Origin of the sequence: Nostoc sp. EspVER01 (genome assembly GCF_034530635.1) — a bacterium.
Classification (GTDB): Bacteria; Cyanobacteriota; Cyanobacteriia; order Cyanobacteriales; family Nostocaceae; genus Nostoc.
In genome coordinates, this window is the sequence record NZ_JAVRCS010000011.1 from 1 (window position 1) to 24044 (window position 24044).

Here is a 24044-nt window from a genome sequence, read left to right on the forward strand (position 1 = left end):
TGGATTAGTTATTTACGGACTGATTACCGTGATTTGCTAATCAACGAATCGCACTTTTCTGCCAGGTGAATTTTCCTGGCGATCGCAAATCTGGTTTTTGGGAGAAATCAATATTGGAAGTGGCTGCTTGAGCGATCGCTTCTTTTTGCAGAGAAGCAAAAACTTCATCCTTTCTTTTAATCAATTGCGACAAGTCATCGACTATCCTCAACCCCTCTGTGAAATTCACCCGTATAGTATCGCTAGGAAATTTCCGCAGTAAATTCACAACCGTTAACCCCTCTTTTTGATCGGCAGCAGACAAAATTAAAGAGGCACGTATGGCATAGAAGCCATTATTTCGAGACTCAGTGAGGAGTAATTTTCCCAGTTGTTGCACCAACTGCTCGCCTATCGGTGAGTAGGTAACTTGAGATACTAGTGTAGGAGTAAGATTAAAGCGCTGCTGGAGTAGATCCCGCAGTTGAGCGAGTTGTTCAGGAGTCGCACGGCTAGCATAAAATGACAAATCTTGATCGATTTTGCCCTCTTTAGCAAAGGTTTCCAGCGAATCCACCGATAAGGAAAATTCGCCGAAGGGAGGATAATAAAAGCTAATGCGTTCAGCCCCCAATCCAGGAGTAGCGGTCAAGAACGTAGATAGCAAACCTAAACCCAGATATCTCAAAAATTTTTTCATTAGAAAAACCCACTATCTAACCCTGGCAAACAACTTTGGGCAGGGAGGAAAGCGGGGCGGGATCTATAACCGCTTTCCTGTTGAATTGGTTTAGATACATCAAACAGGCTACAAGCACAATAAAGCAAGTACTTACCATAAATTTGACAGGAGCCTTGAACGAGCAAAATACATGAGTAGCAAATTTTTCAGTCAAATAGCATCAGTAGCGCGATAATAGATATAGAGATCAAAATTAAGTTATATGTCCTTTGCTTCCTGCGCTTGTTGTGTTGTCGTCCTCAACCAACAACAAGAGCAAAATATCTCCCACCAAAACCAGTGCCAGGATGTGCCAGTTAACCACAGTAAGAGCACGGTTAAAAATTGCACTGTAATCGAAAATGGCCGGGTGGTCGTTAAACCCTTACAACCACCACTCAATCATACTTCTGAGTAACTTTCAGAAATTTCACTCTTTCACTCTAAAGGTAAAACATCGTGGAAACGGTTGTAATCAATGTAGCGATGTCCATCAGGTGTGTGGTGAAAGATATCGACAAATTGATTGTTCCACAAAATGTCATTCGCACCATAGCTATGACGGGCATGGACAACCTGGGCAACCGTTTCATCAATCCCACTCAAAGAGACAATCAGCATAGTATTTGTCTGGGTTAAAGATTCTGGTGTCATTCCATATAAAGGACTAAACTCATCAATGACATGCATCACTGACCAGCTTAACGTGAAGCTAGGTGTTTGGTTCCTCACCAGTTTGAGATCGTGGAACCGACGCATGAATTGTCCTTCTAGGGTTACTTCGTCGCGCATCAAGTAGACTCGCATCTGCGCCTCCAAAATCATATTGCGACGCCGGTTAGCACTACGAAACATGAGAGTTGGCATCGCATTATGAGCTGTAATAACAGCAACACGGCTAAAGAGTACACGGGCTGTAGGTCGAGAGAATCGAGCAAAGGCTAGTCCTGTCATTACAGCAATTCCCACCAAACCGATCATTGCTTCAATCGTGACAATAATGTTGGCGTAAGTTGTTTTCGGATACATTGCCCCATAGCCGATAGAAGCTAAGGTTTGGACGCTAAAGAAAAAGACATCTAAAAAAGAGCCAGGTTGGGCGTTGGCAATACAATCTCCTCCTATCAAGTAAGCTAGGGCAAATAGAGCATTAATACTTACATAGAAAGTACAAATCAGCAGCAGAAAGCCAGTCCAGGGAATCGTTAGCAGCAGATGATAAGGATCGCGCCAGTAGGAATGCCATGCACCCATACCTATAATCTCAAATTTTCCATTTTGAACTTGAATCTTAATCGGTGAGATCAAACGCTGTCGTTTTTTGGGTGAAAGTCTCTTCAGTCGAAATTTCATTGCAAGTAGCCAAAAGGACGGCAACTGCTTAGTATTGTAAATTAAGTTGCATTAGAGACATTCACTCTAGACACAATGGCACTAAGAAAAGTCCAAAGGCTTGTGTCGCCTTGTTCCCAGTCTCCAGGCTGGGAATGTATTTAAAAGAAGCTCTGCCTCTTGTCAAGAAGATCGGAGGCGGAGCCTCCCAGAATGGGTTCCCTACCTAGAGGCTGGGAACCAGTCAACAAGAGTGAAATTTTTAGCTTAAACAAGTATTTTTACTAGCATTGTTTGTATCCAAAATGTAATAAAATCAACACGGCAAACACAAAAATAAAATATGTCAAGTAAAGAATCGAGAGAATGGCATTTAACCCCTAATGGATGGGTTGCTGGAACATTGCAACACGATAGTGGACGTAATCCCATTTCGCCACCTGACAATAAAGTTCTAACTTGTATCTATAAAGAGACTATACTTCCTGATGCTATGGCATTATCAGGTTATGGTGAGCCAGACTTTAATCTATCTAGTAATGTTAGCGTCATTTGGCGTTGTTCAAATCATCAGCTTATATCTGAGCTTTTAGATAAATTTGGTTCCTGTCCTGAGAGTATATAAATTCTCAAGTATTTATTTTTTTATAAACATATATGGGTCAATTTATTACTGAAACCCTTATTTTTGGTGTTGTTTTAATTCCACTAGCTTTAGGTTTAGGTCATTTTTTAGATTTTGACAAAGTTCAAGGTATGAGCCAGAAAGAATATAATTCTTATATAAAAATTATAATTTTTAAATGTTGGATAATTTTATTCTTACCTCTCAGTCTGTGGCTACGATTCCAAGCAACTCATGAATGTACTAAAAATTTATTTTAAAGAATCACCGATAGATGGGGTATCAAATACATGAAAACTGCTGTAAATCAGCAAAAAAATAGGGTGTGCAATGCCCACCCTACTAATTTATCTGCTAGAAACTTATGAGAAACTTGTTGTTATGGCTTTAGTGATTGACCTTTAGAACAGCGGTCAAACCACTCCTGGTATTTTTTCTGGTGCAACTCGTCTTCAACTGCAATGGTAACACGCACCTGCTTGCAGCCGTGATTTCGCTCTAGTGCGATCGCATTCAATAATAAATTAGCAATTTTAGGTGAGCTAAATTCGCCGCTTACCGTCAAACCATTGTGATGTGTAGCTTCAAGTTTTTCGACTTCGGTCAAATCAAGCCCAGAAATTTCTCCTTGTCCTAAATCAATTTCTGCGAGTTGTTTGTGTTCTGGGCTAATTTGTTCCACAATCAGCTTTTCGCGCCGGACAGGAACTTGTACCATCCGCGTTTCGATGACTTTGCGAACAATTACCTCACCAACTTTACGCTTACTGCTTTCAACAAATAGTCGTTCTTCTAGTAGACGAATAATCTGTTCTTCAGGAACCTGTTCTAAATTATTTAATGGCTCAACTGGGCTATTTGTCATTTGATTGTTAGCTAGTTGCTCAGTTGAGTTAAAATCGCCTGGTGTTTCTGATTCTAAATATTCAGGCATATATTCAATTTCTGATTTGTTTAAGTCTATGAAAACAGATTGAGTCGGCTTGTCTATTTTTTTGATTCTCTGGCTCTGCAACTGAAATAAAGAAGGGTGTTTATCAGCTAACTGCTGTCTATATTCAGCAGTTTTTGGATTAGCCTGGTTTGATATAACGAGGTTTAGCCGACGATTACTATCCACAATTAAATCATGAACTACCCCTACTAGCTGACCTTGATTATCAAACACGGCAAAATTGTTCACCTTCTTTCTTAAATCTGCCAGTGAGGAGATAGTGCGAGAATTACCCTTTGTCTGTAAAGTGTTTTTTGCCATAGTTTGGCCATTCATCTGGAAAGTTTACTAACCGCTTTCTAATTAGCTAAATTAAATGTATTAATCATCTGGATACCATTTAGAAAATATTTGCGATCGATGGATTTATCCAACTCATATCCAGAGTAATATTTGCAATCAAAAACTCTAAGGTGATTTGCGACAAAGAAAATACCTGTGTTGGCGAGTTTCGACACAACGACCGCGCAGTCGAAACCAACGGCATCGTATATTTATTCTTGTAAATCACTTAAGTAATATCAACACTTTTCGGTTCAGAGGGAAAGGATTTGAATTTTCCTTTCCCCCTTTGCCCTTAACCTTTCCCCAAACCAAAAGAGAGATTGTTGGGTTTATCCAAAAAGTATTGTAAGTGGCATCAGCTATTGTGAGCAAAGTCAAACTAATTCAATTGCTTCACCGGTACTGTGTAGAATTAATTATTAGTCATTAGCGATTAACTAATGACTATTTTTAGTTAGCGTTCTTCAATGGGAAGATTACCAGAATTCACATCTAACTCTTCACGACGTACGGTTTCTTGAGTTTCAACTGTGTCTTGATCGACCACTTTTCTAACTCTGACTTCTTCACGCAAAAATGCTTCTTTGCGAATTTCAGGAGTTTCTTCGTGGATTTCTATGCGAGCAACTTCGCCTTCACGGAAGTCTGCTTCGCGCCCAGAGACAGCCGTACCCGCATCTGCTGGAGTTACACGTTCAATCACAACTCGTTCTCTTTCTACTGGCACTGCAATCCGTGCGGTATCAGTTTCAACATGCTTGCCAATCGTTACTTCTCCAGTTTTTTGGCGTCGTTTGCTGGCAATCAGCCGTTCTTCATACAATCTCAGGGTTTGATGATCTTGTTCATTTAACCCGTATAAAGCAGGCTCATTATCGTAAGTGTAGCTATCACGGGCGTAAGTAGGAGTTGTCCCTAATGATGCTACAGGCGCTCCTAAAGGATCTAATCCTGCTAAAGGTTCTAATGGTGTTGCAGCTTCTACAGGAAGGTTGTAGTCTGTGGGTTGGCGATATACCCCACGCACCCGTTCTTCATAATCGTAATCAAGGGTTTGACGTTCATCGAACTCAGGCAAATCTTCAGCTTGCTCTCTAGTCAAACCAATTGTGTAAACGCGATCGACGTTATAGTCGATACGGGCGCGGCCAAGTGGTAGTAATACTTTTTTACCAAAAATCCAGAAGCCTAAGTCAACAACTAGATAGCGAAAATGACCTTCTTCATCAACTAAAACATCGCTAACAGTACCAACTTTTTCATCAGTTCCCTGTGTATAGACACCCAACCCTTTAATGTCATGACCATCAAAACTCTCTTGATAGCTAGGCTCAAAATCTTCTAATTTGTAAAGAACCATTATGTTTAACCTCAAATATTTTTTTGTCATCTCTTAATATCTAAACTAGACATTTATTTATATTTGTACATCCTTCTGCCGAATGAATTATTTCCAGGGTTAAATAATCGAAAGTTATAGATATTTTTGATCGATATGGCTAACTAGAGACACAAAATGTAAGCATCTCACTTTCTTTTGCAAAAAAAAGTATGTCTAGCCTTAATACACGGGATTCTCTAGATATATTAAGATGCTCATTGCATTTTTTTTGTTTTTACATTTCTACATAATTTATCAAGATGCAATTTTTTTGCATGTTCAGATTTCCGACTTGTCTCATAAGTTAGGACTCTTGTTGTTTAATAAAAAAACACAGGCAGAGATAAAAATTAACTTTGCCTGTTTGATTATTCAGATAAATCTATTAAATAATTTTATGAACTAACTAATTAAAGAGCTTCATGTGTGGCGATATCATTTTCTTGCACATGTAAATTCCCCGCAGTATCAATATCTAATTCCTCTCGACGTATGGTGTCTTGTGCTTCCACAGTGTCCCGTTCTACTACTTTCTTCACCCGGACTTCTTCACGCACAAATGCTTCTTTATGTATCTCAGGAGTTTCTTCGTACACTTCTATGCGTGCTACTTCCCCTTCTTGAAACTTAAGTTCATTGGGATTTATAGCCTTTCCTGCTTCTGTTGGCGTAACTCGCTCAATCAGAACTCGTTCTTTTTGAACGGGTACTGTAACGTGTACAGTTTCTGTTTCAATATGCTTCCCAACCGTTACTTCTCCGGTTTTGATGCGTTGTTTGCTGGCAATTAATCGTTCTTCATATAGTTTAAAAGTTTGATGAGATTGCTCATTCAACCCATACAAATCTGGATCTTCTTGGTAATTGTATGTATCGCGATCGTAAGTCACACCGCTGGTTGGAGAACGAAATACACTACGTACCTTTTCTTCGTAATCATTATTAACGATCGCATCTTCTGTATGATCGGGTAAACCCTCTATTTGCTGTCTGCTTAACCCATCAACATAGGCGCGTCTTTCTGGATAACTGATCCGGCAAAGACCAATTGGTAGTAATATTTTCTTGCTAACAAAATCTAAGCTGATATCAATAATTAAATACCGGAAATGACCATAATCATCAACTAAAACGTCAGCAACTGAGCCAACTCTATCCTCTCCGCCAGTATAAAGATCCAGCGCTTTCAGATCGTCTCCGCCAAAAGTGTCTCGATAATTTTGGTCAAAATGTTCAAGTTTATGAAGAGGCATACGCTGTTCTTAAGTTGTTTATAAGGTTTATTTGCCAGTGTAAAAAATATTGTGCTAAGTATCCTCCTGCTGGCGACTGAGTTCAATGAAGATATTTGATGATTTATATTATTAGAGGAACACTCAATGAAACAGCCCTGCGTTTTCAGGGGATTGGGAAATCTCGTCTGCGTAAGTCCTAATTAAGAGCCAATACTGAAACAATGGGAGTAGACACTACAGAACCATGCAGATTATGAGTGAACTTCCAAATACGCTTGAAGATGCGATCGCCCAATCTCGTACAGCCGTTCAAGCTGCCCTTGCAGATGGTTGTACTCGCTTACAAGTTGAGTTCCTGTTCCCAGAACTGAAGTTTATGCCGGTGGCGGAACAATTTCTGCCGGCGTTTACAGATTATGATTCCCGTTTGAAGATTTTCTTTGCTGACGCTGGCGCTGCGGCTCTAGCCCGGCGTGATTGGGCAGATGCACCATTTCAAATTTTGGATATTGGTACGGGTAGGGCTGCTTCCTTGCAGACAAAAATTCAGCCAGAGGATGAAATTTTCTTATTCATCGCCCCCACATCCGTAGAAGTGCCGCAGTTGGAAAAGCTGTGTGAAGTAATAGGCGATCGCCCTTTAGTTTTGTTAAATCCCCGTTTAGAAGATTCTGGAACCGTGGGCATTGGTTATACAGCGAGAAAAATCCGCGATCGCTTTATCAGTACCATTGAATCCGCCTATTACGTGCGCCCCATAGACGATGAAAGTGCCCTATATCGCTGCTACCCAGGACAGTGGGAAGTTTGGCTGGAAACCAACGGCGAATATCAAAGAATTGCCGAATTACCCACAAAACCATCTGGTGATGATTTGGATCTGATTGTTTTAAAAGGACAACCGCAAACAACAACAACTGACGCGACACCTGCGAGAAAGCCCAATGTGTTTAAGAGTTTGCAACGCTTCTTAAAAGCATTGAGTAGTTAGGATAATGCAGAGGTAGCAGGAGGAAACTTAATTGCCTGCTGCCTCCTCGGTAAGTTTTCTATTGATATACCTTTTGTCAACGGTGCAACACATGTAGAGCGAATGATCTAAAGTATGATCGGAATACTTCGCTACTGGGTTGATCGAAAGTAGTTGACAGTGGACTAAACAGCGCTTGCACTCAGAATGAAGGACGACTCAAGGAAGGGGGTTTTTGGAGTTAGTGAGTTAGTCCTTATCCCACAACATAATCAATATATTCTGTTTGCCAAAATGAGGGTAAAAGAAGAGAAGTGAGGAATTTTACTATTAACTCCTCACTCCTCACTTTTTTAATTCGCTTGCAATGGGGCGTTTAAAACTTTCTCGATGCGATCGCGCGTTTCTAATAAGTGCGCTTTGGTATATTCATCCTCAGAATTAACTCCCTTAAGTTTTTCATTAAGCTGTTTGAGTTTATACCAAGCTAGAGTACGAGCATCTTCTGGAACATTTTCTTTTCGCAAGACCATACTGGTCAAAATGTCCAAATACTGACGCTGCAAGCCTCGCCGCAAACTGGCAATCTTCATTGGTTTGCCTTTTGGTTGGATAACTTCCGTCCAAATACCCGACTGTAAAGTGTCAAATAGTTCTGGTAGAGTCAGTGCTTTTCCTTCGGGAGTTTTGAGTTCAATATCCTTGAGACGAGAGAGGCGATCGCCTGAGAGTAAATCTCGTAACACAGAACCCTGCATTAGTAGCACCAAGTCATGAATGGGAAAATCCAAACGACCAACTTGTGGAGAACTACCCCAATGTCGCCAACGAGAAGGTGCTAATTTATTCAATAATTCTGGTGAAAAACTGAGGGCATCTTCTGCAAATACATATTTTTGTAGCGTTTCTAAAGCTTGGCGTTGTTCTTCAACTGCTACTGGTTCAAATGGTAAACGGCGTTGCGGAACTTCAGAGACTTTTTCGGCAGGTATCTCGCTGGGGTGAATGCGATAGAAAGATTGTCCCCCGATGTATTTTGTGGTGAGATATATTTGCTGGAAATAGTTACCCAATACTGTGCTAAAACGTTCGCTCACATCGCTGTAACTATCACCAGCCATTGGGAAACGTTTATCGAGACGTTCCCACATCACCCGCGAATTATTCAATTGCCACTGAGAATAAACCAGCACATTACTGCTATTATCCCAAGCATTAGCGGTTGGGTCGAGGTCATATATATCTTCATCTGTGGAATAACTAAACTCTGGCTTGTAGGATTGTGCAGCAATTTCCTCCAAAATAGGCTTTTCTGCTAAAGGAGTTGATGTCTGAATTGTTGTGTAGCCATACTTAATTGCCCATTCATCATAAGGCCCTACCATAGTAGGAAAATAATCTCCTTGTTTTGTACCTTGAGGGGCGATATTTGGGGGAATATAGTCCATGACAGAAGTTGTCAGACCTTTATTTTTGGTAATTTCTGTATTATTCATCTCCTGTGGTGGTAGCAGTGTACTACCACGGAAGTTATGACGTAAACCAAGAGTATGTCCAACTTCGTGAGCGATGATTAAACGTAAATACTGATTAATATATTCTTTTACCTTGTCTGGAGTAGCCATAGTATCAGCCAGCAGAGACATCGCCAGTGAACCAAAGGCAAACTGGTTAGCAGCTTCCATCCCGTAGCATAAATCGTACTCGCCTGCCATTTTTGATAAACGATTCAACAACCCCTCTTGTCCTTGCATCTTCTGGGGGACACCATTGTTTTTTCCATCTAAACCATTGGCGCAAAGTAGACGATTTTGCATCAAAGCTGATAAAGTCGTGCGATTTTCTGTTTGGCTGGGTTGGACGATTTTGCGATATTCACCCTTGAGTGCCCGGATAAAGCTAGCATCTACAAGAATGTCTGCATCCAAAATTTCTCCTGTCAATGGGTTAACGCGGGATGGCCCCATTGCAAAGTAGCCATCGACTGTATTAATCCAGCGAATCGTGTTGTAACGAATATCGGCCGGGTCCCAGGTAGCATCATCTGGCATTTGGCGAACTTCAATTGCATCCTTGAATCCGGCTTTGAGAAAGGCTTTGTTCCACATGAGAACGCCTTCTTTCATGGCATCGCGGTATTCTAAGGGCACAGCGTTATCAATCCAGAAGACAATCGGTTTTTTGGGAGGAGAAATGACTGCTTTCGGGTCTTGTTTTTCTAAATGCCAGCGATTTATGTAGCGGACAAAAGAATCGCCGCGATCGTCGTCTTTGGATAAATCTTGGTAGGCGGTGATGAAATAGCCAATGCGATCGTCAGCAAAGCGCGGTCGATAATCTCGATCGGGTAGTTGGGAGAGACTGTAGTGGACGCGCAAGGTAAAGCCACGGTTGTCAGCTAGCGACCCAAAGCTTGCAATTTCATTGTTGGGGTCAACGCTATTAGAGTAATTCAAAACTGATTCAACTTCTAAGTTTTGGGGAAAGGCTTTAGCAGTACCAAAATAGGACTGGCTTGCGGTTTTTGGAACTCCTAAACCTACAGATAATCCAGCTAAGTCTGTGAGTAACAAATCTTCTAAGTCAATGAGAAGGGTTTTGCGTTCTGGATGAATGCTTTTAATGGAAATGTTGTAGAGAACAGAGTCGCTAAATGATCGCGTCAGCGATCGCACCTGGGGATCTCCCTCACGAGTGCGAAAATTTACATTGCGAATGACAAAGTGTAATTTATCATCCACCCGTTGAAAATAAAATAAAAAATCTTGCAGAGGCATACCACTGTAAATACCCCGTTCGCCAATACCCGATTCCAGAGTTGCCGTAGCTAGGTAATTTTTATTAAGTTGTTCTGGCTTAATTTCTAGATAAATCTTATTCTTTTCTTTATTCCGATAAAGTGTGAACAATCCCCCTGACTTTTGGGTATTTTTAATTACTTCGTTAAATGGCTCTAAATCATCCTTTGCTGCTGGTTTCTTGGTATTGCTAGGCTTTGTATTCGGTTTTTCTGGGGGTTTTGCAACTTGTAAAAATGGTTGCTGACCTGCTTGTTTCAGATTTTCTACTATCCAAATAAACGGTTGAGGCTGTACGTGTTTATTTTGATTAACTACCCAAACGTGATTTGACGGTAGCCTCTGTTTCTGAGGAAAATTAATATTATTTGATGATAAGGCTGAGATTTTAGTTGAAGAAGTTTCTGTCGATAAATGACTATTGAATTTCTCTCCACTTCTGACTGTAACCACATCTTTTCCAAGAATATGCTTGGCTGTATCAACATTGTTAAGAAACGGTGACTTAGCGCTAGCTGTCGCTATCCCTAAAAATAAACTATGTAACAAAATCATATAAAAAGTTAATCTGTTCATTACATTCATTACCTGATAACTATCTCTCGTTAATTTTTAACTTTTGCAAAGCCATATAGCCTGCCCTATAGCGATTATCTTAGCTGCTTTATATTAGGCAAAAAACTTTTGACTTAAATTTTAATTGCCATTTTTCAGCTTTGTTGTGCTGTTTTAGTGTAGGATTTTTCCTAACAATTGCATCTCCTGCAAACAGTAAGTATGATTTTTACATCAGACTAAGAAATTTCTTGGAGAAAAAGTATAACAAATTAGCTAAATCATAGAATTAGTTGAGCTTGGAAATAATTTTGAAGTTAACACTTTATTTACATCATGAGAGGAAGCTTAAGGCTACTACAGGTGAGCGAGAAGTTGCCATCCAGAAACGCCGTTGGCAATTCATCAGAAGTAGCCCGCCGTAAACATCGCCAACTCATGATTTTTTTACTATAGTATTTATTTATACTGTTGATTGTTGGCAATGCAAAGCAAACTACCATAGAAAAGTTTTTAATTCAGGATTATCAAAAACAGTTATTTAAATGTAACAACGGAAACAAAAATGTCAACATATTTATCTCAAGTTTGGCAGCTGCTGAGAAATTATGTGAGGGGTATAAGGTTACAAGAGATGCCAAAGACCACATCGCTAGAAACTGAGGCAGTTTTACCTCTAGGAAAAAATATTAAAGAACCAGACAAAAGCGTTAGATTAGCTCAAGATAATTTGCAGGAATATTTATACTCTCCAAGACTGCAAAAAAGCTTAGAAAAATGGACAATACCAAAGAACGGTTTGAGTTCTCAGATAGACGATCGCACATTGGGCACTTTACCCACTGGGTTTTGCTTTAAAGTATGCGATCGCCAGATGTATGAAGAGATTTATGATTTATTGGGCAGTGGTGCCCTGAAACCTGAAATAGTAAACCAACTAATGGAATTGGTTGTGACTGGTCAAAAAATTCGTCCAGAATTGCTTTTTGGGCGGCTAGAAGATTTTTATCGTCGCTGGTGTCAGGGAGAATTTATCGATGGCACACCAGATGATAACTTGCCTCAGAAAACAAAGTTAAAGCTAGCGGCACAAAATATTGCTCTTGGGTTGAGACAGGTAGACATATATACAGGGCTGAACGTACTGATTTTATTATTAGAGTTACACCGTTACGCCCAAGGGCAAGATGAACTCAAACAAAAAATCATCTTCTATCCATCTGCCCAACCGGACACAGACAATTTTTTCACATCCCAACTGTTGCGGATTATTAATTATAGCGATGCCCTGGAAATTGGCAACTTTAGCAGTATAGTTGGACAATTCCTCAAAGGCGGTAACTTTAGGGGTGCTTACCTCGGCGATGCCAACCTTACCGGGGCAGACTTTAGCGGTGCTGACCTAAGCCTTGCTTATCTCGGCGATGCCAACTTAACTGGCGTAAACTTCAGTGGTGCCAACCTTAGCGGTGCCAACCTCGGCGATGCCAACCTCAGCGGTGCCAACCTCAGCGGTGTTAACCTCAGCGGAGCCGACCTCAGTAGCACCAACCTCAGCGGTGCTAACCTTAGCTGTGCCAACCTTAGCCGCGCCGACCTCAACCGCGCCGACCTTAGCAATACCAACCTTAGCCGCGCCGACCTTAGCCGCGCCGACCTCAACCGCGCTGACCTTAGTAGCACTAACTTCAGCCATGCTGACCTAAGTAACGCTATCCTTTTCGGTGCAAATCTGAGTGAAGCCAACCTTAATAGCGTCAGCCTTAGCCATGCCGACCTTTGCCGCGCCGACCTCAGTGGTGCTGATTTGAGTCACGCCATCCTCAACGGTACTAACCTCAGTGACACAATTCTTTTCAGTACCAACCTCAGCGATGCTATCCTGGTTGCCGCAGACCTCAGCTATGCCAAACTTAACGGTGCCAAACTTAACAATGCCAGACTTAACGGTGCAATGTTCTTAGGTGCCGACCTCAGCGGTGTAGACTTGAGTCGGGTGATTCTCAACGAAGCCGACCTCAGCGGCGTGATTCTTAACGACGCCGACCTCAGTGGTGCTGACCTCACCGACGCTATACTATTTGGCACAGACTTCAGCTATGCCAACCTTAACAATGCTAACCTCAGTGGCAGTAACCTCAGTGGTGCTATCCTCAACGGCGCTGATCTCAGCCATAGCAACCTCAGTTATGCCATTTTGGGTGGTGCAGACCTCAGCGACGCCAATTTAGAAGAGATGATCTGGGGTAAAAAGCAGCAGTGGGAAGGGGTGCGGGGATTGGAGACAGCAGTTAATGTACCGGAGGCGTTGAAGGAAGAACTGGGACTGAATTGAGATGAGGTAATATTTTATCCTAAAATTTAAAGAGCCAATACATTTATGTATAGATTTCTCCACACAACTAGAAAGCCCCCAGATGAATCCAGGGGCTTGGGTAATTTTGGTTGCGATCGCCTACGGTTACGCGATCGCAATCTGCGGTAAATGCACTCTAAAATACTTAATTAATTACGGTGATTATTGCTGTAGTGAACCCTTGTACCTGCCCACAGCAACTTCTCCCGTAGCGTCTGATAGTAGGAATTGTTCTCGCGCAAAATAATAAATTTAGCCCGACACTCTGCCATCCGCACATCAACACGGTGTCCGGGCCAAATTGAAGTTCCCAAAACCCCATCTGTCCACAGCTTGGTACTCAAATCGTAATCCCCCAAAGGCCAAATACTCACCACAGAGCCAGGGGGTAAAACGAGGGGACGACTAGAAAGGCTCATTGCACAAATAGGAGTGATGGTAATCGCCTCCATACCATCATGCATAATTGGCCCATTAGCAGAAACAGTGTAACCTGTGGAACCTGTAGGAGTGGAAATAATCAACCCATCCCCGACGTATTGATCGACTACCTCACCATCGATTTCCATTTCCAGAATTGAGGTGATCATTCGGTCAGCGGAGGCGGGTTTGACACAGAATTCATTCAAAGCCAGGTAACGTTCGCTCACTGGTTCTAAATTAGACCCATGCCCCTCATACACCGCAGCTTGCAACATCATCCGTCGTTGGATAGCATAGCGATCCTCAAACAGTCGATCCCAAACTTTCTCTGTATCCTGAAACTCTTCCACTGACTCAGTTAAAAACCCCAGATGGCCTCCTACATTCACTCCCAGAATTGGGATACCAGCTGGGGCTAGATGTCTGGCACCAGTTAAAACAGTACCATCGCCACCGAGAACCAAAGCGAGATCGATTGGTTGACCAGCTGAAGCCAAAAAGACTGGATAGGGGTTGTCTTTCGGCCCGCTAGGCCCCATCAACACTTGGCAATCGCGACTTTCTAGTTGTTTCGCACAGAGTTCTGCCCATTGTTTACTCCGGGCATCTCGCGCTTTATAAGCAATGATTACCTGCTTGAGTTGCACGCACAATTACCACTTCAGGAGATTAAACTGCTCCATATCGACGGTATCGCGGTTGCGATAAATGGCCAGCACGATCGCTAAACCCACCGCCGCCTCGGCTGCGGCCACGGTAATCACAAATACTGTGAAAACCTGACCCTTAATTAATGTTGAGTCGAGGAAGTTGGAAAATGCCATTAAATTCAGATTAACAGCATTGAGCAGTAATTCAATTGACATCAGCACCCGCACAGCGTTGCGGCTAGTAATTAAACCGTAGATGCCAATGCAGAATAAAGCTGCTGCTAGTAATAAAAAGTACTGGAGTTGCATGAATCTGGGTATCCCTCCTGAAAAAGCTGGCTGTTTATCTGCGATTCTGGTCGCAAATATTACTCTTTGGTTTCGCTGGTTGTTGATACTAGTTCTCTGGGGCGTTCTTGTAAAGTCAAAACAGTTTGCCCCACATTGGATCGTGTCAGTTGATCTGGCAAATACTCACGACGTGCCAAAATAATTGCTCCTACCATCGCTATCAGCAGCAAAATGGAAGCTAGTTCAAAAGGTAGTAAAAAGTCAGTGAAGAAATGTTCTCCAATTAAAACAATAGAACTTTCACCACCAGCTACAGGAGCGGTTGAATACGCCCAAGGAGTAGCCAGCACCATCGTACTTAAAAGACCAAACAATCCTACACTAACTACACCCGTCAGTACTTTTCGCACCCAAGAGTTAGGAAATGCTACAAAATCTTGCCGCTTGTTCACCAACATAATGGCAAACAAAATCAGCACGTTAACCGCCCCAACGTAAATTAGTATTTGTGCAGCCGCAACAAAATCAGCATTTAGCAACAGGTACATTCCCGCTATGCTGATGAACACACCCCCCAGCAAAAAGGCAGAATAGACGATGTTGGAAAACAGCACCACACCAATGGCTGCCCCAATCATCATCACGCCCAGTATGCCAAGTGATACTAACTGTACTCCTTCTGCTAGATTCACTGTTTTTTGTCCTTAGTCAATTGTCATTGGTCATTAGTCATTGGTCATTGGTCATTAAGAAAGGATAATGGACAAATGACAAATGACATTTATTTTTCTGTTTGCTCTACCAAGTCTTCTGGACGCGCACCTGCACGTGGCGCATCTGCGGGCAATCCATGTGGTTCGAGGACGCCTTTGGGTAGGTAAACTAGTTCGCGCAGTGGTGTAACCATTGGGTCATCTGTTACTTTATACGGCAGACGACCTAGCGCTACGTTGTCATAGTTCAATTCATGGCGATCGTAAGTGGAAAGCTCATATTCTTCTGTCATCGATAGACAGTTAGTGGGGCAAAATTCCACACAATTACCGCAAAAGATACAAACTCCAAAGTCAATGCTGTAGTGGTTGAGTTTTTTCTTTTTGCTGGCTTTGTCGAATTCCCAATCTACTACAGGTAGGTTAATTGGACAAACGCGAACGCAAACTTCGCAAGCAATACACTTATCAAATTCAAAGTGAATTCTACCGCGAAACCGTTCGCCAGGAATTAGTTTCTCGTAAGGATACTGTACAGTAATTGGACGCCGCCGCATGTGGTCGAAGGTGACAGAAAGTCCCTGACCAATGTAACGCGCAGCTTGTACCGTTTCTTTGGCGTAATCACCAACTTGTTTTAGGAACTTTAGCATTTTGTGTCTCTCTCTTCAGGTGATAAAAGTTAGGAGTGAGGAGTGAGGAGTTAGGAGTAAGGTGCTAGGAGTGAGGAATGAGGAGTTAATTAAAAACTCATAACTCATAACTCATAACTCATAACTCATAACTTATAACTCCTAACTCTCTCATTACCCGCCGAAGGCGAAGGGAAAGGCTAGTTTCAGGGCGGCGGTTAATAGCAGATTAACCAAACCAACTGGTAACAAAAACTTCCATCCTAAATCTAACAGTTGGTCAATCCGTACCCGTGGTACTGTCCAGCGCAACAGGATGGCGACAAACACTAGTAAATAGGCTTTGAACACGGTCATCGTGATACCCAAAGCCGCAGTTACTATCTGGAACACGGGATTTAATTCACTGACTCCCAGCCAACCAGCGATGAGGTTGAGGGGAATAGGAAAGTCCCAACCGCCCAAGTAGAGAATTGCTACTAGTAAGGAAGAAAGGATCAAGTTAACGTATGAACCCAGGTAGAACAGACCGAATTTCATCCCTGAGTATTCCGTCTGATAGCCTGCGACGATTTCTTCTTCCGCTTCGGGTAAGTCAAAGGGTAATCGTTCGCATTCAGCAAGGGCAGCTATCCAAAAGATCAGAAAACCAATTGGTTGTCGCCAAATGTTCCAGCCTAGAATGCCATAGCCAGATTGTTGATTGACAATATCAACGGTGTCGAGGCTATTAGACATCATAGCGATCGCTAACACCGCCAACGCCAAAGGAATTTCATAACTGATAGATTGCGCTGCTGCCCGCAAGCCCCCTAAGAGGGAGTATTTGTTATTAGATGCATAGCCAGCCATCAGCAAGCCAATGGGTTGAATGCTTGACAAGGCAATCCACAAGAATACGCCCATGCCCACATTGCTAATTACGATATTCTGTCCAAAGGGCACAATCAGGAAAGACAGAAACACCGGAATTACAACAATAATTGGGCCAAGAGTAAACAGCCAGGGGTCAGACTTGGCTGGTACTATATCTTCTTTAAATACCAACTTCAGACCATCCGCTACAGGCACCAGCAACCCAAAAGGCCCCTGGTATTCTGGCCCAATTCGCTGCTGTGCGGAGGCAGAAATTTTCCGTTCTAGCCAAGTAGCAACTAATACCCCCACTGTTGCCCCAATTAGCATCAGTATCATTGGCAGGGGCATCCAAATCGCTTTGGCTGTTCCTGCTGGTAAACCTAAATCCCGGAGGGATTCAATAAAAGTTCCTTGGAGGTCAATTCCTGAATTCATGTTTCCGCTCTTTAAGACATCGAGTCATAGTGAATTACAACTATTAGTTAAATTAATACCTGTAAATTCACCCATTTTTAATTTTTGCTGTGATGACTTCCGATTGAAGATTTGTTGCCAATTCCCATGCCTAGTATATCGTTGGATGGTTTGACCACCCTGAAGCGAGATGAGAATTCTACTTATGGTTGGCATTGAGTTTGGCTATTGAGGAGACGGAGAATGAGGAAGCAGGGGAGCAGGGTGGCTTTCTGGGGCAGGTTTTTTTGATTAGACAAATTTTTGGGATTTTAAAACCAAAACCATTGTCTGAGAACTTAAAACTACGTTCAATAATTGAGAACATTCTCAACTATTTATCGAAAGCCTAAAAGCCTGCCCTTGAAAGGAGCAGGGTGGCAGGGGAGAAGTGCAGTAAGTCTTTCCCCTCTGCCTCTTGTACCCAATTCCCAATACTTCGGCTTCTCTACGAGACGCTACGCGTAGCTTGCTTCCCCGGAGGGGTACGCTCAGTAAAAGTACCCCATGCCCTATGCCCAGTTACCGTTGGTCAATCGGTGTATAAGTAATTTCGTGCAGACCGTTGTAAACCTGGGTAGGACGGAAAATCCGGTTTTCTGCTAGTTGTTCTTTCCAGTGGGCTAACCAACCGGCAACACGAGCGATCGCAAATATTGGTGTAAACAAGTCTGTAGGAATACCCATCTTCCTATACACTAAACCGGAGTAAAAGTCAATATTTGGATAAATCCCTTTACTACCGAGTTTTTCCTCTACCACTCGTTCCATTTCTTGAGCAATGTCATAGAATTTGTCATAGCCAAACTTCTCAAACAGTTGTTCTGCTAGACCTTGTAAAATTATGGCTCGTGGGTCTTTTACTTTATACACACGATGTCCAAAACCCATAATCTTAGATTTAGTTTGCAGACAATTCTCTATGTAGGGACGGACATTTTCCACAGAGCCAATTTTTTCCAACATCTGAATTACTTCTTCATTGGCTCCACCATGCAGGGGCCCGCCCAAAGTTCCTACAGCACTAGCAACCACAGCATAAGGATCGGTCAAGGTGGAAGCTGTCACCCTAGCACTGAAGGTAGAAGCATTCATTGTATGCTCGACTTGAAGTATCAAGCAGATATCAAAAATCCGCGCCATTAGAGGATCGGGTTCTTGCTCATTGAGCATGTATAGAAAGTTGGCGGAATAGTCTAAATCATCACGGGGACGCACCGGGTCATTGCCTTTTCGCATCAGTTGGAAGGCCGCCACCATCGTCGGAATAGTTGCTATCAGCCGTACTACTGAATCTCGAATATAGGCAGGATTATGTAAATCCCGGAGCGAATAAAACAAACCTAAAGCCGCAGCAGAGGCTTGCAAGGCATCCATTGGGTGGCCGCTTTCTGGAAAGCATTTCATCATGTCCCGAATGCGGTATTTTATCCGCCGGTGGTAACGAACTTCATGCTCAAATGTTTCCAGTTCTTCCTTGCTTGGCAGTTTATTCCAGATTAAGAGATAAGCAGTTTCTAAGAATGTACTTTTTTCTGCTAATTCCTCAATCCTAATGCCACGATATTCTAGTATTCCCTTTTGCCCATCAACATAGCTGATACTTGATTGGGCGGCGGGAATGCCTTCTAAACCAGGCTTGTATTCGCACACCATCATGGCAACACCATTCGCTTTGTGAAATATCTGATCAAGCTAACTTACCAGAAATTTATTGTCGCCATAACAGTAGCCGTTCTAACAACAATTGGAAATGTTGAAAAACTGTTATAGCAGGTACTTGGGTGGTGTCAACAAAAACATCTGACTCCGACCCAGAGGAGAACCTGTTTCTGGTAGTTTTATCCCAATCATACCTGCTTTTTTCAAGACTAAGCTTTCTTTGGCTTCTCCCCACAGGAGAATTTCTGCCCAATTGCTCAAATTAGGTTCGTGTCCAACCAGCGCCAGTTGGGTATTTTGGGAATAATTTCTTGGTTCTAACCAGTCTTTGAGCCAATTAGAAATTTGACCATCAGGCGCGAGGTGGCTAGATTCCTCTAACTGGGAGCTTAGTTTTTCTGCTATGAGGATTTCAGCCGTTTGGCGCGCCCGCACTAAGGGACTGGTGAGAATTAAATCAAAGTTTAAACCTAATTTAACAAGTTTCTGGGCAACTTTCTCCGTTTTTTGCCTTCCTTCTTTGGTTAGGCTGCGATCTTCATCCTTGATGCCTAATCCCTTGTCTTCGGCGATGCCATGACGAATTAAGTATAGTTCCATACTTTGTATTGTGAACGATCAGTTAGGCTGCTCTTATGCAATGTTAGAACGCTATCCACCACTTAGCAATCTGTCATACTCTGGATGTGAGCCAATCCAAAACCATACAAAATTATCATCTTCTTTTACAGCAAGCGCCCGATAATATAGACCAATACGCACTGACCAGAACTGACCGACTTTTTTGAAATGCAATGATGGATACTTAGGATCTTCCCGAAGCAACTCATAACATCGGTCAGCAAGCTGTTGGATATCAATTGGTAACTGGCGATAGTAATACCAAAAATCAGGGGTTGCTCGATGTTTCACAGATCGGTACAACGCCCTTCTCGGAGATGTTTGAGTGCTTTCTCTGCCAATGCATCTAACCGACCAGCAGCCACATCTTTTTCAATCTGTTTATCCCAGGCTGCTGCATCGAATTCTGCAAACCAGGCACGAAAAGCAGCTAAATCCTCTGGTGAAAGTTGACTAATAGCGAGTTCTACTTCCTTTAGGGTACTCATAATCTAGATAAATCAAGCTTGTCATTCTCTAACTTAAATATATTAAGTACTTCCGAACAAAATAACTGAATTTTTTAGGCTAAATATTTTGACGCCATTTACACTGCTCCAACCTCTGTTTCAAAAATTGTTGGTTGGGACGGCATATTTCATCTTTTGGAACTCGTATCTCTTTACCATCGATTGTTTTATATTCAGTTTCTTTGAGAAGAGGGGAAATATGTACCTTCATTGTTTTTGGATCGATAACAATGAGGTTTAAATCAAATAAGGTATGTAAGTCAGCACGTAACAATAAACCATTTGACGGATGATTATTCTCTGTTTCGCTGTAAGGAATTATATGAGCAGCTTCGAGTGCAGCCTCAGCATCAAAATTGGTAATAGCACACTTACTATAGTAAGCATCTAGTAAAGACTTACGAAATTGTGATTGTCCCTGTCTCCTAGCTATTGATACAGTAATTTTTTGACGAGCGTCGGCATCACTTTTAAAATTGAAAAATTTTTGTTTATCAAGTTCTTCTCTAGCAAGTAATAGTTCGTTAGTCTCTGGCGATGGCTTCGGCTCTAATGAGGGTATTTTAGGCTCTGGTGTTATCGGTAGTTCTGGAGGCTTCGACGTTTCGCTAATCTTCTTTAAAATTGATTCGTAATAACTTATTCTATTAATTGCTTTGACATATTTAGGATCAACTTCTAAGGCTAATTTGTAAGCATCTATTGCACCTTGATAATCCTTTTTTTGCTTAAAACCTTCCCCCTGTTCAAAGAAGATGTCAACAAGCCTAACTCCTCGCCTTTGCCTTTGTTGTATTAGGGAATGCTTTTCCCATTCTGAATCTAAAAATGGAGCAGCTTTACTATTGAATCTACAACCGCCACCTCCAAAATTAAAATTTATACCTTGAAATTGAGGTAATCTTCTTAAATTCCTTTGTTCCAGAGGGAAATCAAAATCAACAACTGAATCTATTTGAATGTAAACGAAAAAACATCCAGCATTATCGGATATGTACGCTTCACTTAAATCTGAATATTTTTTGCTATCTAAAACCTTTAGTTGATAATCTTTTGGTGCTGCAATAATATGACCAGCAGCAATAAAGCCACTAGGTTCGTTGCCAGTATTTCCGCTTCTCTGAAAGTAGGCTCTATCTCCAACCTGTATGAATCTAGAATTCGAGCAACTCCAGGATGTTTCGTAGTATTCTCCTGACGAAATTTCTGACTTTATCAAGCCAGGAAGTTTACTATTTTTAATGATTCCTTGTCCACTGTTATATTTTGCTTCACCGTTGCAAAGAAAAATTATAGTTTCCATCAGAAATAAAATTTACCGCTCATGATTATCATGATGTTAGCCATTTATTATACTAAATTTAAGCCGTATTTTTACTTAATTTAGACTATGATTAGCGGTTGTTAGAGGGTAAATAACTTTACGATTATTGGTCAGCGTTAGGATAAAAGTCTAAGTCTAAAATCTCATCAACAGAAAACGGACAAGCGATCGCAAAGTTATCTTCTGATAAACTTGTTTCCACCATTGCCTCTCGCCGCGCTCTTTGATAGGTAGTATTTATCCACTCGGCATCATTTAAAAAACGCTGCAAGCTAGGACTTTCTTGCAGCAATTCATCTATATTCAGTCGCTCACGGGTAATGGTCACTTGCCAACTATGACTACGACGTTCTGGTTGATACTTCCATTTCAACAAATGCGATAAGACTAACCGCAACGCACTTTGCAACGCCCGTTGTTGACTCTTACCCAAGTCCACCACTTCCTCAATTAAGTGTTCTAAATCCAGCGTGTCCCAGTGCTGCAATCGCAAAAGCTCTGCTGTCTGCTCTACCCAAGCATAAAAATCTTGCTCATACAGAGTTTGTAAGATTTGGAGTTTTATAGACTTCATGGCGCTCCTTCTTCACAAATAAATAGGTAGGCGCAAGTTAACTTTGATTTAGTTCAGCATTCGCCATAAAACCCAAATTCCCGACTTTTATCAAAAATCGGGAAGGGATGCTATCTAAATAAACACTTTGACTGCTGCATTAGTTAGGAGTTCTCCGCGTCTCCTTGAGTTCCCTCTACTCCGACTGAATCGGATTATCTCTAGGATTAACCAACCTCAACAGTTTTTGCTTAATTTGAGCGTCGAATACTTCCCATTTCATTTTCGCATAGGCGGAATTTTCATTACTGCCGGATAAGAAGCCCATCGGGATTTCAAAGCCACCTGCGCTTGTTCTTCCACCGCCGAAAAACCGCCCTGCACTATCTTGTCCAAAGGCTTCTTTGATGAATTCATCGGGGTCAAGGGTAAGTTTGCTAGTTCTCAGGGAGCCGATGACTATTTCCAGTTCATCATCTTCATCGTGAACAATACCGTAAACTACAGCAGTGTGGACGTTTTCTTCGGTGACAAGAAAATCAGCCGCTTGGGGGATGGCGTCACGGTCTTCGTAGCGTAAATATCCAACACCAGCAATGGAAAAGTTATTTTGGACGATGCGATTTTTTAGCGATCGCTCGATTACATCCATTACCCGCTTGGAACGGTTCGCCTGTAAAATGGCATTCAGCAGTTGGGCATCATAAAATCGGCTTAAGTAGGCCGCTGCCATAAAGTCTTCTTCTTGCGCTTGCATTAACCGATTTGTATCCGATCGCAAGCCATGCATCAAGGCAGTAGCGCATTTGACGTGTTGATTTATGCTGCTATCTAATGCTAATAATCCTGTTTGGAGGTATTGAGTAAAAATTGTTGCCGTCGCTCTTACATAAGGACGAATATCCTCAAACTCTGATTGCAAATCGCCTTGGATACTGTGATGGTCGATGAGTACCACTAAAGGAATTCCAGCTTGCTGCACCGATGACAGTAGTTGCGAAGTGGTTCCCTGGTTGTCAATTAGCACAAAACCTTGATAAGATGACAAATCTTTGGTTTTCAAGGTTTGCGTTGTCCAGCGTTGGATGGGTAAATTAGTCAGCCTTACCAAGGCAATATTTTCTTGATGGCTTAACGCGCCAGCATAAATGATTTCACATTTGATATCATATTGCTGGGCAATTAACTGATAAGCCCAGGCACAGGAAAGGGCATCAGGGTCAGGAAAATCTTGCAAAATTACCAGTTGGCGATCGTGTCGGTGTGCCAAAAGGGTTCTTTGCAGTTCTTCTGACTTTTGTTGTGCCAGAGAATTACCACGGTGACTGAGATATATAGCCCCATCACCTACCGATGGCGGTAATGATGGGCTTTTAAATGCAACTTCCACTGGCGCTTTCTCGATTTCAGGTTCCTCTGGGTTTGGCTCTGTGGTCAACGACAAATTCTCAAACTGAGTAACGGGAGAATTAAAGTACATAGGGAACTTTTTTAAAGTGTGAGGCTCCTTTTATTCAGAAATACTACGAGCAGCAATTCCCTGAATTTAGCCACATTATTATGATCTTCGCAAAAATCTCAAGACATTGCACTATACATCTAAGTATATTTTTTGTCAGTAACAGCGCTCAAGAATCAACTAAATCCCACTAGAGGGAGTACAGCAAGTAAGTTTAAGATATCAGGCTGTATGTGGCAGCAGGTATCTGTTTTAGGAGTTTTTCTCTCGTCGGCAAATTTAATCAGGGGGATTTTTATCTAACTTAGGGTATATTTTCTATCTTATACTTTAGGATTAGTCCTTGATATTTGAAATATTCTTATGCTTAATATTCTCATTATTGTGACTATTGAGCAATTAACAATTATTTTTGATGAGCAAGGCGTGTTTCATATCCCCTTTGAAAATTCTAAAAATTAGAGTGAAGTCTAATGGAAAAAGACAGGAGGAATGAAGAGCAAAGGGGAAACTTATATACAACAAATGTAAAGGCTTGAGCGTTGACGCATTGCACCTTGGTTTTACAAAGCCATATAGCCACCAATTTTTCAACACTCCATAACTAAAGTTATTGGCTATCTCCCAAAGAAAGAGGGTATTTCTCCTTTTTCCTTTGCTCCTCT

The 24044-nt window shown here is 41.8% G+C and carries 20 protein-coding genes and 1 pseudogene; 3 read left to right on the forward strand and 18 right to left on the reverse strand.

Annotated elements, in window-relative coordinates; genetic code table 11:
* Positions 1-55 precede the first annotated feature (55 nt).
* Both RMX69_RS11750 and RMX69_RS11755 read right to left on the reverse strand, forming a co-directional pair.
* Positions 56-679 (reverse strand): annotated as a pseudogene (locus tag RMX69_RS11750) (alpha/beta hydrolase); the annotation flags it as partial.
* 459 nt (positions 680-1138) lie between these two features.
* Complete coding sequence (locus RMX69_RS11755; protein WP_322637581.1) at positions 1139-2053, reverse strand: ion channel; 915 nt, start codon at positions 2051-2053, stop codon at positions 1139-1141.
* 322 nt (positions 2054-2375) lie between these two features.
* On the opposite strand from RMX69_RS11755, the gene RMX69_RS11760 reads away from it, so the two are divergent.
* Entirely contained in the window at positions 2376-2657 is a 282-nt protein-coding gene (locus RMX69_RS11760) for a hypothetical protein (protein ID WP_322637582.1), read from the forward strand.
* A 379-nt stretch (positions 2658-3036) separates the two neighbouring features.
* On the opposite strand, the gene RMX69_RS11765 is transcribed toward RMX69_RS11760, so the two are convergent.
* The 3 genes from RMX69_RS11765 to RMX69_RS11775 all read right to left on the reverse strand — a co-directional run bounded on the left by RMX69_RS11765 (position 3037) and on the right by RMX69_RS11775 (position 6570).
* Positions 3037-3912: a YsnF/AvaK domain-containing protein gene (locus RMX69_RS11765; RefSeq protein WP_322637583.1), complete on the reverse strand. Its 876-nt coding sequence runs from the start codon at positions 3910-3912 to the stop codon at positions 3037-3039.
* 478 nt (positions 3913-4390) lie between these two features.
* The gene (locus RMX69_RS11770; protein ID WP_322637584.1) at positions 4391-5296 is read right to left on the reverse strand and encodes a DUF2382 domain-containing protein; all 906 of its coding nucleotides are present in this window, start codon (positions 5294-5296) and stop codon (positions 4391-4393) included.
* A gap of 431 nt (positions 5297-5727) precedes the next feature.
* The gene (locus tag RMX69_RS11775) at positions 5728-6570 is read right to left on the reverse strand and encodes a DUF2382 domain-containing protein (RefSeq protein WP_322637585.1); all 843 of its coding nucleotides are present in this window, start codon (positions 6568-6570) and stop codon (positions 5728-5730) included.
* 235 nt (positions 6571-6805) lie between these two features.
* On the opposite strand from RMX69_RS11775, the gene RMX69_RS11780 reads away from it, so the two are divergent.
* Positions 6806-7543 (forward strand): DUF1995 family protein, encoded by a 738-nt coding sequence (locus RMX69_RS11780; RefSeq protein ID WP_322637586.1) that lies wholly within the window; start codon positions 6806-6808, stop codon positions 7541-7543.
* A 332-nt stretch (positions 7544-7875) separates the two neighbouring features.
* On the opposite strand, the gene RMX69_RS11785 is transcribed toward RMX69_RS11780, so the two are convergent.
* A complete protein-coding gene (locus tag RMX69_RS11785; RefSeq protein ID WP_322637587.1) occupies positions 7876-10896 on the reverse strand; it encodes a zinc-dependent metalloprotease in 3021 nt (1006 codons plus the stop codon).
* 544 nt (positions 10897-11440) lie between these two features.
* On the opposite strand from RMX69_RS11785, the gene RMX69_RS11790 reads away from it, so the two are divergent.
* Complete coding sequence (locus RMX69_RS11790) at positions 11441-13210, forward strand: pentapeptide repeat-containing protein (protein ID WP_289799225.1); 1770 nt, start codon at positions 11441-11443, stop codon at positions 13208-13210.
* A gap of 170 nt (positions 13211-13380) precedes the next feature.
* Here the strand turns inward: RMX69_RS11790 and RMX69_RS11795 are convergent, their stop codons facing one another.
* From RMX69_RS11795 to RMX69_RS11850, 12 genes are all read right to left on the reverse strand, one after another.
* Positions 13381-14301: an NAD(+) kinase gene (locus RMX69_RS11795; protein WP_322637588.1), complete on the reverse strand. Its 921-nt coding sequence runs from the start codon at positions 14299-14301 to the stop codon at positions 13381-13383.
* A 6-nt stretch (positions 14302-14307) separates the two neighbouring features.
* The gene (gene nuoK / locus RMX69_RS11800) at positions 14308-14613 is read right to left on the reverse strand and encodes an NADH-quinone oxidoreductase subunit NuoK (protein ID WP_006199065.1); all 306 of its coding nucleotides are present in this window, start codon (positions 14611-14613) and stop codon (positions 14308-14310) included.
* A 59-nt stretch (positions 14614-14672) separates the two neighbouring features.
* On the reverse strand, positions 14673-15287 hold the full coding sequence (locus tag RMX69_RS11805) for an NADH-quinone oxidoreductase subunit J (protein WP_289799227.1): 615 nt from the start codon (positions 15285-15287) through the stop codon (positions 14673-14675).
* 89 nt (positions 15288-15376) lie between these two features.
* Positions 15377-15961 (reverse strand): NAD(P)H-quinone oxidoreductase subunit I, encoded by a 585-nt coding sequence (ndhI, locus tag RMX69_RS11810; RefSeq protein ID WP_229462911.1) that lies wholly within the window; start codon positions 15959-15961, stop codon positions 15377-15379.
* Between the two features lie 153 nt (positions 15962-16114).
* On the reverse strand, positions 16115-17233 hold the full coding sequence (gene nuoH / locus RMX69_RS11815; protein WP_094327297.1) for an NADH-quinone oxidoreductase subunit NuoH: 1119 nt from the start codon (positions 17231-17233) through the stop codon (positions 16115-16117).
* Positions 17234-17773: 540 nt separating this feature from the next.
* Positions 17774-18910 carry a citrate synthase gene (locus RMX69_RS11820; protein ID WP_322637589.1) on the reverse strand — a complete coding sequence of 379 codons (1137 nt, stop codon included), beginning with the start codon at positions 18908-18910 and terminating at the stop codon, positions 17774-17776.
* 108 nt (positions 18911-19018) lie between these two features.
* Entirely contained in the window at positions 19019-19513 is a 495-nt protein-coding gene (gene sixA / locus RMX69_RS11825) for a phosphohistidine phosphatase SixA (RefSeq protein WP_322637590.1), read from the reverse strand.
* 51 nt (positions 19514-19564) lie between these two features.
* A complete protein-coding gene (locus RMX69_RS11830) occupies positions 19565-19825 on the reverse strand; it encodes a hypothetical protein (RefSeq protein ID WP_322637591.1) in 261 nt (86 codons plus the stop codon).
* Positions 19822-20022: a hypothetical protein gene (locus tag RMX69_RS11835; protein ID WP_322637592.1), complete on the reverse strand. Its 201-nt coding sequence runs from the start codon at positions 20020-20022 to the stop codon at positions 19822-19824. The genes RMX69_RS11830 and RMX69_RS11835 overlap by 4 nt, the downstream gene beginning before the upstream one ends.
* A 79-nt stretch (positions 20023-20101) precedes the next feature.
* Positions 20102-21346 carry an HNH endonuclease gene (locus RMX69_RS11840; RefSeq protein ID WP_322637593.1) on the reverse strand — a complete coding sequence of 415 codons (1245 nt, stop codon included), beginning with the start codon at positions 21344-21346 and terminating at the stop codon, positions 20102-20104.
* A 124-nt stretch (positions 21347-21470) separates the two neighbouring features.
* Positions 21471-21941 (reverse strand): DUF29 domain-containing protein, encoded by a 471-nt coding sequence (locus tag RMX69_RS11845; RefSeq protein WP_322637594.1) that lies wholly within the window; start codon positions 21939-21941, stop codon positions 21471-21473.
* A gap of 175 nt (positions 21942-22116) precedes the next feature.
* Positions 22117-23400, reverse strand: coding sequence for a DHH family phosphoesterase (locus tag RMX69_RS11850; RefSeq protein ID WP_289799231.1), 1284 nt, complete (start codon positions 23398-23400; stop codon positions 22117-22119).
* Positions 23401-24044 lie beyond the last annotated feature (644 nt).

What these genes read in the sequence shown, in the direction of transcription:
- RMX69_RS11755 (WP_322637581.1), bottom strand. Translation starts at nt 2,053, where the DNA reads ATGAAATTTCGACTGAAGAGACTTTCACCCAAAAAACGACAGCGTTTG.
- RMX69_RS11760 (WP_322637582.1), top strand. Translation starts at nt 2,376, where the DNA reads ATGTCAAGTAAAGAATCGAGAGAATGGCATTTAACCCCTAATGGATGG.
- RMX69_RS11765 (WP_322637583.1), bottom strand. Translation starts at nt 3,912, where the DNA reads ATGGCAAAAAACACTTTACAGACAAAGGGTAATTCTCGCACTATCTCC.
- RMX69_RS11770 (WP_322637584.1), bottom strand. Translation starts at nt 5,296, where the DNA reads ATGGTTCTTTACAAATTAGAAGATTTTGAGCCTAGCTATCAAGAGAGT.
- RMX69_RS11775 (WP_322637585.1), bottom strand. Translation starts at nt 6,570, where the DNA reads ATGCCTCTTCATAAACTTGAACATTTTGACCAAAATTATCGAGACACT.
- RMX69_RS11780 (WP_322637586.1), top strand. Translation starts at nt 6,806, where the DNA reads ATGAGTGAACTTCCAAATACGCTTGAAGATGCGATCGCCCAATCTCGT.
- RMX69_RS11785 (WP_322637587.1), bottom strand. Translation starts at nt 10,896, where the DNA reads ATGAACAGATTAACTTTTTATATGATTTTGTTACATAGTTTATTTTTA.
- RMX69_RS11790 (WP_289799225.1), top strand. Translation starts at nt 11,441, where the DNA reads ATGTCAACATATTTATCTCAAGTTTGGCAGCTGCTGAGAAATTATGTG.
- nuoK (WP_006199065.1), bottom strand. Translation starts at nt 14,613, where the DNA reads ATGCAACTCCAGTACTTTTTATTACTAGCAGCAGCTTTATTCTGCATT.
- ndhI (WP_229462911.1), bottom strand. Translation starts at nt 15,961, where the DNA reads ATGCTAAAGTTCCTAAAACAAGTTGGTGATTACGCCAAAGAAACGGTA.
- nuoH (WP_094327297.1), bottom strand. Translation starts at nt 17,233, where the DNA reads ATGAATTCAGGAATTGACCTCCAAGGAACTTTTATTGAATCCCTCCGG.
- RMX69_RS11820 (WP_322637589.1), bottom strand. Translation starts at nt 18,910, where the DNA reads ATGATGGTGTGCGAATACAAGCCTGGTTTAGAAGGCATTCCCGCCGCC.
- sixA (WP_322637590.1), bottom strand. Translation starts at nt 19,513, where the DNA reads ATGGAACTATACTTAATTCGTCATGGCATCGCCGAAGACAAGGGATTA.
- RMX69_RS11835 (WP_322637592.1), bottom strand. Translation starts at nt 20,022, where the DNA reads ATGAGTACCCTAAAGGAAGTAGAACTCGCTATTAGTCAACTTTCACCA.
- RMX69_RS11840 (WP_322637593.1), bottom strand. Translation starts at nt 21,346, where the DNA reads ATGGAAACTATAATTTTTCTTTGCAACGGTGAAGCAAAATATAACAGT.
- RMX69_RS11845 (WP_322637594.1), bottom strand. Translation starts at nt 21,941, where the DNA reads ATGAAGTCTATAAAACTCCAAATCTTACAAACTCTGTATGAGCAAGAT.
- RMX69_RS11850 (WP_289799231.1), bottom strand. Translation starts at nt 23,400, where the DNA reads ATGTACTTTAATTCTCCCGTTACTCAGTTTGAGAATTTGTCGTTGACC.